Below are 12,384 nucleotides of genomic sequence, written 5' to 3'. Positions count from 1 at the left end.
TTAAGCCCTGCTGCGTTTGAAATGCTGACCAGTAACGTCTCCCTTTGTCAGAAGCATTACCAATTTATCTCCGTTATTGATATAACAAGGCTAATTCTTAAATCATAAATTTAGCTATGTCATTTCGAAACGCGTGCTATCACATTCTTGCTCCCGCTAGCGAAGCTCACGAATACAAAAAACGTAGCAAGTGGTTTGATATATTGCTTATCACGCTGATTATCGTAAATGTGGCGGCTATGATGTTAGAAACTGTACCGGGTATTCCAACCCTTTGGCAGAATGAGCTGCATATCATTGAGGTCGTTTCGGTACTTATTTTCACTATTGAATACATACTTCGCGTTTACAGCAGTGCATCAGCGCCTCCCCGTATTTCCCAAGCCAACAGTGCTTCCCAAGCTAACGGCGCTCCCCCCAAAATAACAACGGCATGGCAAAAGCGTTGGACTTATATAAAGAGTCCGATGGCACTGGTTGATTTGATGGCAATCCTACCTTTTTACTTAAGCGTTTTTGTAACATTTGATTTGCGCATATTAAGGGTATTCAGAGTACTACGAATTTTGAAAATTGGACGCTATTCCCGTTCAATGCAAACCCTTGTTACCGTTTTGCGCAACGAGTCGCATAGCCTCATTGCTGCTATCAGCGTACTTCTGCTGTTCACTGTTATTGCCGCCACGTGCATTTACTATATCGAACATACCGCGCAACCCGATGTTTTCAGCAGCATTCCAGCGTCATTGTGGTGGGCACTGGTTACGCTTACTACCGTTGGCTATGGCGATGCCGTTCCCGTGACAGCATTAGGCAAGATATTTGGTGGCCTTATAACTATCATGGGTATTTGCTTTTACGCCTTACCAGCAGGTATTTTATCTTCTAGCTACACGTCGCAGATGCAGCTAAAGCGCGATAGGTTTAAAGACACAGTACGAAGCGTTTTGGACGACGGAAAGCTTAGCGAACACGATGTACACCACCTAGAACATGTTCGCGCACTTCTTGATTTAGATGAAGAAGAGGCAAAGTTAATTGTGCGCCTATTGCAGCATCATCACAAACGGCTAGATGATTGACTGCACGCAGGCTGCCGCGTAAATTCCCCCAAGAATTGAGTGTTAAGCGCTTATACCTCCCCTTGATTCTTGTCGCACATCAGCTTATAACTAGTACCCGTCATTTCCAAAAAGAATTCCTATGTCTGTCAAACACCCTATTATTGCTATAACAGGTTCTTCCGGCGCGGGTACTACTACCACGACCAATGCTATTCGCCATATTTTCAGGAACTTAAATGTTAATGCTGCAGTAGTTGGCGGTGACAGCTTTCACCGTTTTACTCGTCCAGAAATGGAAGTTGAAATTCGTAAAGCCCAAGAACAAGGCAGACATATCAGCTACTTTGGTCCTAAGGCCAACGACTTTGAATTACTGGAAACGCTTTTTAGAGAATATGGCAGTTCGGGCACGGGGCAGTTTAGGCAATACCTTCACACCTTTGATGAAGCTGTTCCTTTTAATCAGATGCCGGGCACCTTTACTCCGTGGCAAGATTTGCCGCAAAACACCGACTTGCTGTTTTATGAAGGTTTACATGGCGGTGTTAAAACTGAAGAAAATGACGTAGCGAAGCACGTAGACTTGCTGGTTGGCATGGTGCCGATTGTAAATCTAGAGTGGATTCAAAAGATTGTGCGTGACACCACTGACCGCGGCCATTCGCGTGAAGCGGTAATGAGCAGCATTGTTCGCGGACTAGACGATTACTTCCACTACATCACGCCGCAGTTTTCTCGCACCCACGTTAACTTTCAGCGCGTCCCCACGGTTGATACTTCGAACCCTTTCAGCGCCAGGGAAATTCCCACCCAAGATGAAAGCTTTGTTGTAGTGCGCTTTAGACGTGAAATGAAGAATGTCGATTATCCTTACTTGCTTCAAATGATCGACGGGTCGTTTATGTCACGTATCAACACGTTAGTTGTGCCGGGCGGTAAAATAGCGCTGGCCATGGAACTTATCCTAACTCCGCTGCTTGAAGATATTTTGAATAAAAAACGACGAGCCGGCCATCAAATGGATTGGCTTAGTACCGACGAGTAGCAGCGGGCTGTATACACTGCTTCTATAGGCATCTATTTAAAACATTAAGTCGTAATGGCTATTCCCCTGCGTCAGTCTAGGTTGAATATTGCTTAGCTTTTTTGACTAAGCTTTTTTCGACTAAGCTTTTTAACTGGGCCTTTTAACCCAGTTCTATGACCGTTGGGCACCTATTATGACTACAGTTCAAAGCCAGCAAATTTGGATAGATCAGCAAGACCTTACCAACACTAAAGTTGTTTACTGCGATATAAACGTAGGCGATCTACAGCAAGACGAAGTATTGCTGGAAACCGACAGCTTCGGCTTTTCTGCCAATAACATCACCTACGCAGCGCTGGGTTTTAAAATGGGCTACTGGGGCTTTTTCCCACCACAAAGCGATGACAGTTGTGATAGCCCAAACGGTTTTGGCATAGTACCGGTTTGGGGCTTTGCTACAGTGAAAGCGTCTTGTCATCCTGATATCAAAGAAGGCGAGAAAGTATTCGGCTACCTGCCCATGGCGAGCCACTGGGTAATTAAGGCAGGAAAGGTTGCTCCACACGGATTTTCCGACGTACACGAAATGCGTAACAGCATTAGCCCAGTTTACGACCAATACCTGCGCTGTGTGGCGGACCCTGGCTACGACAAAGACCGTGAAGCATGGCAGCTAAATTTCAGGCCCCTTTATATGACCTCGTTTGTACTTGATGATTATGTTGCAGAGAAAGCGCAGGGCGAGACTTTGCTGCTATCTAGCGCTTCAAGTAAAACTGCATTGGGAACGGCGCAACTACTTAAAGATCAAAAAGCATCTCGCAAAGCCAGCTATAAGGTGGTTGGGTTAACCTCTCAGTCTAATGTGGATGTGGTCAAAGCGTTTGACTGCTACGATGCAGTGTATAGCTATGATGACCTTAATGCGCTTGCGAGTGACAAAAGCGATTCACGCTACTGGCTACTTGATTTTGCAGCTAACGGCACGCTAATTAATAACCTCAGCGAGCGGCTTGGCGATAGCTTGAGCGAAGTAACCTTAATAGGTGCAACCGATTGGAAAGCCGAAGAAAAGCCCAACCCCAAACGGCTTAATGCAGAAATTTTCTTCGCACCAGCTCGCGTAAAACTGCGCCAAGGGGAATGGGGGCATGAGGCCTTTTTAGCGAAATACGCAAGTGCATGGCAGCGCTTCGCATCAAAAGTCAGCGACCAGTTCTTCGAACAGCCGCACAAGGGCACTGATGCCATAACAAAGTTATATCTGGAAACACTTAACGGCACGGCGGATACTAAAGCGCTTAATGTCGTTACTTTTGATTAGTATTCAACAATCTATACAGCCAGCATTTCACGAGTGGTCACGCTCTTATCTGAATTATGCTAGATAAAAAAGAAAAATGGATGAAAGGCAATGTCCGAGGGGCGAGCAACCCGCCCCTTCTCTCGACTTATCTGCCTTAGACACTATTTGTAACAATCATCCCTTAGCTTTTACGCTTTTCTCGCTTTTGTATTTCACTTCTTGTGGTTATAGTGAAACAAAATTAAAACGAAAGGTATGAGTATGGGTCAGGAAACCTCTAAAATTCTCGTTGTTGATGACGACATGCGCCTGCGCAGCCTGTTAGAGCGCTATTTGCTAGAACAGGGCTACCAAGTTCGTAGTGCTGCCAATGCAGAGCAAATGGATAGACTGCTTGAGCGCGAGAATTTTCACCTAATGGTTTTAGATCTTATGCTACCAGGCGAAGATGGTTTATCTATTTGTCGCCGTCTTCGTCAGCAAGAAAACGACATGCCTATTATTATGCTTACCGCGAAAGGCGATGAAGTTGACCGCATTATTGGGCTTGAAATGGGTGCAGATGATTATTTGCCAAAGCCATTTAACCCACGCGAGCTTTTAGCCCGCGCTAAAGCAGTATTGCGCAGGCGCAGCAGCGAAGCGCCGGGCGCACCGTCTAAAGACGTGCAAATTGTGGAGTTTGGCAATTACAAACTTAATCTCGCCACCCGTGAGATGACAGCAGGCGATACGCCGTTGACTCTGACAAGCGGCGAGTTTGCAGTATTAAAGTCTTTGGTTACTCACCCCCGTGAGCCTTTGTCACGAGACAAATTGATGAACCTAGCACGAGGCCGAGACTACAGCGCCCTTGAGCGCAGTATTGATGTTCAAGTTTCTCGACTACGTAGAATGCTTGAAGATGACCCAGCCAACCCGCGCTACATTCAGACCGTATGGGGTTTGGGCTATGTTTTTGTCCCAGACGGCGAGCAAGTTTAACCACCTATGAGCTACACAGCAGACGGTGAGCTATGCGTTTAGTTCCCAAAAGTGCTTTTGGTCAAACCGTCATGCTCATTGGCGTGTTGTTGCTTATCAACCAAATAGTGTCCTACATCTCGGTCACCTACTACTTTATTCAGCCCAGCTACCAGCAAATTAATAGCTTATTAGCCACACAGGTTAAGTCTGTGCTGGCTAATGATTTACTGGTGACTAACCAAGAAACTCGGGAACGCTACTTTCAGCAAACGCAGGTGCAAGTTTTCGATGAAAGCGTGGCGAGAAAGAACGGCTTAGAAAGCGCTGTTTATTACAGCTACATATCGACGCAGGTAAGTGAACAGCTAAGGCAGCTGGCCGATGTGCGCATAAGTACAGCCACCCAAGCTAGCGACGAGAATGCGCCCTACATTGTATGGATATCTCTTATTCGCTATCCAGACACCTGGATTTCTATTCCCATTTCGGGGTTAAACGAGGCGAATATCTCCCCACTGACTATGTATTTAATGGTAATTGGGATATTGAGCGTAGCCGGTGGCTGGTTGTTTGTAAGGCGCATGACGCGGCCTTTATCAGCCTTACAAAAAGCAGCAATTGCCGTGGGTAAAGGTGAGCACCCCGCGCCGCTTCGCGAGCAAGGCAGTACGGAAATGATCCAGGTAACGCGTGCTTTTAACCGTATGAATCAAGGTATAAAGCAGCTTGAGAACGACCGTAATATTATGACCGCAGGTATTTCCCACGACTTGCGCACGCCGCTCACACGCATCCGCCTTGCTTCGGAAATGCTGCCAGAAGATCAGGATTGGATAAAAGACGGCATTGTAAATGATATAGAGGATATGAATGCCATTATTGACCAGTTCATTGACTATGCACGTTATGACACAGAAGAAGTCACACAAGAAACCGATTTAAACGCGATTATTGCAGAGCTTGTGCAAGCAAGACATTTAGATGATAAACACCATATTGAATTAAAGCTTAACGCCATCCCTCCATTATCACTGCGCCGTATTGCAATGAAACGAGTCATCGACAACCTCATTGAAAATGCTTTTAAATACGGTTCTGACGAAATCGCCATTAGCAGTTTTTATAATCGTCACGAAAAACGCGTGTACTGCAAAGTGCGTGATTTCGGGCGAGGTATTCCCGAAGAAGAGCTCAGCAGTGTTTTTATGCCCTTCGCACAAGGTGACAAAGCGCGTAACTCGTCAGGCTCTGGTCTAGGGCTTGCCATTATTCGTAGAATAGTAGAGGCTCACGACGGCGAAGTGTCGCTTAGAAACCACCCGCAGCAAGGGCTAGTGGCAGAGTTTTACTTACCCTACCTTTCAGAACTACCTCAAAAGAATTAGCGCTATAGGTTTTCGCTGTTAACGCGCTGCCATTTGCCATTGAGATTAAACTTATTGCAACTAGCTAGCCCTCTCAACCTATTCAGCTTCTGTGGTACTTAATCTTCCTACTGTAACCGTAAGAAGCTTAGCCAAAGCACACATCCACCCAATGGGATCACCCAAAATGCCGTGGTAAGGGGTGCAAAGTTAGCCCAAAGTCCGGTAGAAAACAGAGCTACCTGTACCCCCGTGGCATTGCCGATAATGGCAATGCCAGAAAGCACAGGGCCGTTGTCGCTGTCGATATTCATTGCCGCAGACAGTGCAAGCGGAAAAAGCCCACCTAGCCCTAAGCCTAGCAATAAATTACCCGCGCCGATGCCATAGGAAGTCGGCATCATTTTAAGTGAAAAAACGCCAGCAAGCGAAGCGGTGGCCATGAGTACAATCATGCGGTGGACTGATACAAAGCGAAGCAGAAATGGAAAGCTCAGGCGACTTATCACCATACCCGCGGTAAAGCACGCGAGTAAATTACGGGATTGTTCACCGCTAAAGCCTAAGCCGTTTTGCGCATAGCTCACAAACCAGTTAGCGTTACCAAACTCTACCGCGCCATAGCCAAACGAGAGCAAAGTTAAAAATATAAAAACTGGCTGCTTGATGATTACGCCAAATGCCAAGGTTTTCTTCGGCTGTTTTGGTTGATCTTTACTAACTTTTGCCTGCGACCGCGCAGCGATATAGGTATAGCACGATAGAATGATCATCACGCCAGCCACTACTTGAATAGGCAATCGCCAGTTTTGTTCAATAAGATATAACAGTGTTACAAAAAACGACGCGGCAAACGTACCTAAGCTGAACATAAAGTCCATTAAGCCCATCATAGTAAAGCGCTTTTCTGCGTACATTCGTGCAATAAGCGTGTGGCCAATAGTAAATATTGTTGAGCTCACCACACCGATTAATACCGCTAACACCAAAAACCATTGCCAAGCGGTAAGCACTGACACAAGCAGCAACAGCGCCGAATTCATACTGAATAACGTAGCTAGTAGCGGCATATATTCGAAGCGACTGGCATACTTGCCACCAATCACAGCGCCTAACATCATGCCTACAGAGAAGAGCGAAAAAAGTGCGCCACTGACTACTTCAGCCATTTGCAAATCGGCTGCAATATCTGGCAGTAATATTCCCCACAAGAGAAACAATTTACCAATTAGAAAAAAACCAGCGAAAATAACGATGGTGGCAGGAAGTCGGCTCATTTAGGCTCCATGGCTGATATCAGTAGAAAGACATCCGATTTAGGCGTGAGGGCACAGCGTAGTTATGCCCTTGACCACAAAGTGAACCTTTTGAGGGCGCTGACCTTTACTGTGCAAGAAAGAACAGCAGCCCTTAATTATCACATAATCACTACCTCTACAGATTGCTGATAATCGCAAGAAATTGCAAGTGAAAGCGTTTTCCCTTTTTCATCCCACATTACAGGCACGCTCCTGCCATCAAGTGAAACGCTCTGTGGTTTTTCGCTTAAACCATGCACGATGTAAGTGATGTCTCGCTGCTTAGGCATACCTATATAGCTGCCTTCGCTATCAAGAGTCAGGGTTAATGCGGCCTTTTCGTCTACTGACGCACTGAGCTGTAGTTTGGTGTACAAGCCTTTTTTGACAGACGCTGGATTTTTGCCGGCATCCTCGTAGTAGGTGTAAGAAGACGAAGCTACAGAGCTGTCGTGCCAATAATGTATCTCTAGCTGGCGAGCATTAAACTGATCTGTACGATCAAGCCCTTTTGACATGGGCATAAAGCTACCTGCTTTAACCCATACAGGGAAGTTGTCTTGGGTTAATGGGTAATCTACCGTTTGCCCGCCTTGGTATTTGGTGTTGGAGAAAAAGTCGAACCAAATACCTTCAGGAAGAGCTGTCGTCCATTGGCTTTGATCAGGGCGGGTCACCGGTGACACCAATAGCGCGTCGCCCCATAAATAGCTGTCAGCGTTTTCAAACCATAAGCTTTCACTATACTCCATGGCCAATGGGCGCATTAGCGGTGTGCCGTTCAGTGCATTTTCAAACGCCAATGAATAATTGTACGGGAGCATGTCGTAACGAAGCTGAATAAACTTGCGCGCAATAGACTTCACGGGGTCGGCATGGAAAACAGGCTCTGGGGCAATATCATCCTGTGCATGAGGCCTAAATACCGGTGAAAAGGTACCGAACTGAAGCCAGCGGGTATAGAGCTCGGGATCAAAGGTTTCGCCTCCGGCAAAGCCTCCTAAATCAGAATGGGTATACGCCATACCAAAAACACTCATTTGAAGTGCTAGTTCTACCTGTGGCTTAAGTCCGCCCCAGCTTCGGCTTACGTCTCCGGTCCAAGGCACCATACCGTAGCGTTGGCTGCCCAAAAAACCTGAACGCATGAGTATGAACGGACGTGTGTCAGGCTGTAGTGCAGTCAAATTGTTATACACGGTTTTCGCCCACTGGTGGCCATAACCATTGTGAACTTCTGCACCGCTTACCGTGTTATTTTCTAGACCTGCATCGCTCCAATTGTGCTGTATATCATTAGGGTGTACTTCGGGCTCGCCCAAGTCGCCCCACCAGCCAGCTACACCTTGCGCAGCAAGTTTTTCATAATATTGCCAAAACCAATCTTGGCCGCTTTCACTGAACACATCAACTAGGCCCGTATTGCCAAAATAGAAGTCGAAGGTGTAAGGCGTGCCCTTGTCATTTTGAGCAAGAGCATTATTGGCAACGGCGCTTTTCCACTGTTTTGATGTGGTTAGAATAAAAGGCTCGGTTATAAGCACGGTTTTCACGTCTTGATCGCGTAGCTCGCTAATCATTTTCTCAGGTTCTGGGAAGGTGGCGCTGTCCCAACTTAAATTACCCATGTGCCCTTTAACATCCTTGCCAAACCAGTAAAGGTCTAGCACCACGGCATCGACAGGAATATCTTGTTTGTTAAAAGCATCTACCACTTCCAACACTTCGTTTTGGGATTTATAACCAAAACGAGACGCAAAGTTACCTAACAACCAACGCGGTGGAAGCGGCTGCTTTCCCGTTACTGCTACAGTAGACCTTACCGTGTCTTCCAGGTTTTCCCCTAATACCATGATGTAGCTGGCGCGGCCGCCTTGTGCCTTGAATAGCAACTCGTCGCTGTTCGTTTTGCCAATATCTAGCTCGCCAGAAGCAGTGTTATCGAACAATACGCTGTAATTTTTTGACGACATCACCGCCGACAAGCCAAAGTACATCTGATTTGAAGAGGTGGTGTAACCGTAATGTGCTTTGTTATAAAGCGGCATGCTATGACCACGACGGTCCATACCCAATACCCGCTGGCCGCCACCATAGAGTTTTTCGTTTTCATCTAACGCAAACGACAGGCTGACGCCGTTACTGGAAATACTTAGTCCGCCTTGCTCTTTCGCGACAATTTTGCCGTTAACAGAATAACTGATAGCGTGCGTCGCCTTATCAACATGCGCTGCAATGTTATTGCGTTTTAAGATTAGGGTTGTCGCAGTTTCAACTAGCTCTGCATCATTAGCCGTTTTGTTTGTAACATCAGTCAACGCGGCCTCGGGAAGCGCCATAGACGGTAGATTTGCGTAAGGCGTGCCATTATCATCAGTAAGATACGTTACTTGAAAGCTACTATCGTGCAACGCGCTTATCGTGAAGTCATTGGTATCCGTATCAATAATTAGCGTAGCTTTTTCGAGTGTTGCTGTTTGAACTTCGGCTAGCGTATTTACCGAGAAAAATGCCAAACCAACACATGCAAGCGCTATACGCTGTTTCCTGTCTATCATGCTTAGAACCTTCTTTGTGCTTCCTAGCGAAGCGTACTGAATTAGCGAAGCGCACTTAATTAACAAAGCGCGCATAATTAAAGCCTATTTGTGTACGGTGAATGATAGCTAGTGCATTGCTCAACTTAAATAAACATACGTATTCATAATGTTAAATTTGTTAACAACAATTGCTTTATTAATGATTATCTCTTTAGCTCACTTACTGATATAAAAAGATATATGAATTGGGAGTCTATTAATCATGGAGAATACTACGTTATGCCATCAACTGATTATGCGCCGATGCCAACCTCACCTAATAAAGTTAATCTAAAGCGAAATAAATAATGCGATGGATGTTATTTGGTGTCATAACATCTTTATTTGGGTTTTATTGCTTTGTCAGATTATTTCAACCTAGCGCATTTATTCATGTTGGAGATAATAACGTCGCTTTAGCGACAGTATTTATTGACTCCAGTTGGGACATCCAACAATTGGGATTTGATCGCGAAGAGTTATTTGAAGTTGTCAGTAAACATAATCTCCCACAGGGCGTTGCGTACTTACATGTCCCAGTTATTTATGATGCTCAAAACAAACTAACTCCACCACCAAACAACAAACAGAGAGAGATTCGAATTTTTGATACTTCGCTACTTATCGAAACTGCTCCTCTAGATCCATTTGGCGTTCCATACACCCTAAGACTTATCTCTATTGATAAACAGAAATACTGGATAAGAGATAGTCATATGGACAGCGAGCTTTTTCAGTACAAGGCCGACATCAACTTTACTCCAGTATCAACGAACTGGTTTAACTCAATACTTTAATATTACATGTGTGATTAACTTAGCTAGTTCTCGAAAGCCATGTGAACTAAGCAGTAGCCGCATAAAAAAGCCCGCAACACGGTGCGGGCAAAACATCAATCACGTTGAGTGTGATGAACGTTGGGAAGGGGCGGACCGAGTATTAGTTACCCGGCCCGGCTTTAACGATAGCGTCGCTAACGTCATATTTTTCAAAGTTCTGTTTAAAGTCGTTAACTAAGTTAGCGGCATATTCGTTGTACTTCTCTTTGTCTGCCCACGTGTTTTGTGGCACAAGCAAATTGCTGTCTACACCGTCTATTGCCACTGGCACATCTAGGTTTAACGCGTCAATGTGCTGGGTTTCAACATCAGCCAAATTGCCCGATACAATGGCATCGATAATGGCGCGCGTAGTAGGGATATCAAAACGGCTACCTGTGCCGTAAGGGCCGCCTGTCCAACCGGTATTGACCAAGTAAACCTTAGCGCCAAACGCTTTAACACGCTTAATCAGAAGCTCTGCGTACACACCTGCCGGACGCGGGAAGAAAGGCGCGCCAAAACAAGTTGAGAAGGTTGATTCTATATCGCTAGTAGAGCCAATTTCCGTAGAGCCTACTTTCGCTGTGTAACCGCTTAGGAAGTGATACGCCGCAGCTTCTTCAGTTAGTACAGAAACCGGAGGCAATACGCCACTTACGTCACAGGTCAAAAATACGACCGAGCGAGGTTCTCCACCACGGTTTTCAGCAACGCGCTTTTCAATGTGTGAAAGTGGGTAAGCAGCTCGCGAGTTTTGGGTTAGTGATGTATCGGTGTAATCTGGTTTGCGTGTATCATCAAGCACTACGTTTTCCAAAATAGTGCCAAACTTAATCGCATTCCAAATGACAGGCTCATTCTTTTGAGATAGGTCGATACATTTCGCGTAGCAACCACCTTCAATATTAAATACGCTACCTGGCGCCCAGCCGTGCTCGTCGTCGCCAATTAGGAAACGTTTAGGGTCGGCTGAAAGCGTAGTTTTACCAGTACCTGAAAGGCCAAAGAACAAAGTAACATCGCTTTCTTCACCCACATTCGCTGAACAGTGCATAGGTAGTACATCTTTTGCTGGAAGCAGGAAGTTTTGTACTGAAAACATGGCTTTTTTCATTTCACCTGCGTAACGCATGCCTGCAATCAACACACGCTTTTTAGCGAAGTTGATGATAACTGTGCCGTCGCTGTTGGTGCCGTCACGCTCAGGTTCGCAGGTGAAACCAGGTACGTTTAAAATTTGCCATGGCTGCTCACCTTTAACATTCCACTGCTCAGGGATGATGAAAAGGTTACGAGCAAAAACGTGCTGCCACGCGGTTTGCGTTCTTACTTCAAGCGACAAAGCATGTTCAGGATCAGAGCCCACTTGAAGGTGTGAAAGAAAGTGTTCTTGGGTAGACAAGTAAGCTTCAACACGGTCCCACAACGCATCAAATTTGTTAGTGTCAAAAGGCTTGTTCACCTTGCCCCAATCGATGTCGTTTTCTGTTGAAGGCTCTTTAACGATAAATCGATCGTTTGGAGAGCGGCCCGTACGTTTGCCGGTTTCAACGACAAGCGCGCCGTTTTTGTCTAATACACCTTCACCGCGTAATACGGCGCGTTCGATAAGTTCTGCATTTGGCAGGTCGGTGAGTGGCGTTACTTTCAGTTCCGTTTGAATTGAGGCTGCTGCGGTCATGGCTGTTACCCTATATGTAATTTTTCAAAAGCACTTTCAAAAAAGTATCACCTCTTCGAGTGTAAAGTAAATAAGGGCTTAGGCGCATTTATAAGACATATAATCATTATTCAAAACGTTGAGATTTCATAAATATTGTAAATTAATTACAGTAAAAGCGTTTTCCTTGGATATAAATGCATAAAATATGCGTAGCGAGGCTTTAATGATCGATGAATTTCAAAATAAAAAATTAAATTTTTTTTGAAACAGCGAGTGAAAACTTTCACTGAAACCGG

8 protein-coding genes and 1 pseudogene are annotated in these 12,384 nt (G+C 45.5%); 6 read left to right on the top strand and 3 right to left on the bottom strand.

Going from position 1 to position 12,384, the window contains the following annotated elements:
* Positions 1-116: 116 nt before the first annotated feature.
* The 5 genes from ACYX4M_RS07810 to envZ all read left to right on the top strand — a co-directional run bounded on the left by ACYX4M_RS07810 (position 117) and on the right by envZ (position 5,748).
* Entirely contained in the window at positions 117-1,082 is a 966-nt protein-coding gene (locus tag ACYX4M_RS07810; protein WP_476082549.1) for an ion transporter, read from the top strand.
* Positions 1,083-1,203: 121 nt separating this feature from the next.
* Positions 1,204-2,109: a phosphoribulokinase gene (locus tag ACYX4M_RS07805; RefSeq protein ID WP_334060839.1), complete on the top strand. Its 906-nt coding sequence runs from the start codon at positions 1,204-1,206 to the stop codon at positions 2,107-2,109.
* Between the two features lie 175 nt (positions 2,110-2,284).
* Entirely contained in the window at positions 2,285-3,415 is a 1,131-nt protein-coding gene (locus tag ACYX4M_RS07800) for a DUF2855 family protein (protein ID WP_476082548.1), read from the top strand.
* Between the two features lie 243 nt (positions 3,416-3,658).
* The gene (gene ompR / locus ACYX4M_RS07795) at positions 3,659-4,381 is read left to right on the top strand and encodes an osmolarity response regulator transcription factor OmpR (RefSeq protein ID WP_118491268.1); all 723 of its coding nucleotides are present in this window, start codon (positions 3,659-3,661) and stop codon (positions 4,379-4,381) included.
* A 32-nt stretch (positions 4,382-4,413) separates the two neighbouring features.
* Positions 4,414-5,748 (top strand): two-component system sensor histidine kinase EnvZ, encoded by a 1,335-nt coding sequence (envZ, locus tag ACYX4M_RS07790; RefSeq protein ID WP_476082547.1) that lies wholly within the window; start codon positions 4,414-4,416, stop codon positions 5,746-5,748.
* 82 nt (positions 5,749-5,830) lie between these two features.
* Here envZ and ACYX4M_RS07785 read toward each other — a convergent pair.
* A pseudogene (locus ACYX4M_RS07785) lies at positions 5,831-7,004 on the bottom strand (MFS transporter).
* Between the two features lie 140 nt (positions 7,005-7,144).
* Positions 7,145-9,583, bottom strand: a complete 2,439-nt coding sequence (locus ACYX4M_RS07780) for a TIM-barrel domain-containing protein (protein WP_476082546.1) — start codon at positions 9,581-9,583, stop codon at positions 7,145-7,147.
* A gap of 329 nt (positions 9,584-9,912) precedes the next feature.
* On the opposite strand from ACYX4M_RS07780, the gene ACYX4M_RS07775 reads away from it, so the two are divergent.
* The gene (locus tag ACYX4M_RS07775) at positions 9,913-10,401 is read left to right on the top strand and encodes a hypothetical protein (RefSeq protein ID WP_476082545.1); all 489 of its coding nucleotides are present in this window, start codon (positions 9,913-9,915) and stop codon (positions 10,399-10,401) included.
* Positions 10,402-10,543: 142 nt separating this feature from the next.
* Here ACYX4M_RS07775 and ACYX4M_RS07770 read toward each other — a convergent pair whose 3' ends face one another.
* On the bottom strand, positions 10,544-12,106 hold the full coding sequence (locus tag ACYX4M_RS07770) for a phosphoenolpyruvate carboxykinase (protein WP_476082544.1): 1,563 nt from the start codon (positions 12,104-12,106) through the stop codon (positions 10,544-10,546).
* Between the last annotated feature and the right edge of the window lie 278 nt (positions 12,107-12,384).

The sequence above is a fragment of the Alteromonas sp. ABV4_150 genome (assembly GCF_056311745.1).
This window is presented reverse-complemented; position numbering and strand designations above follow the sequence as displayed.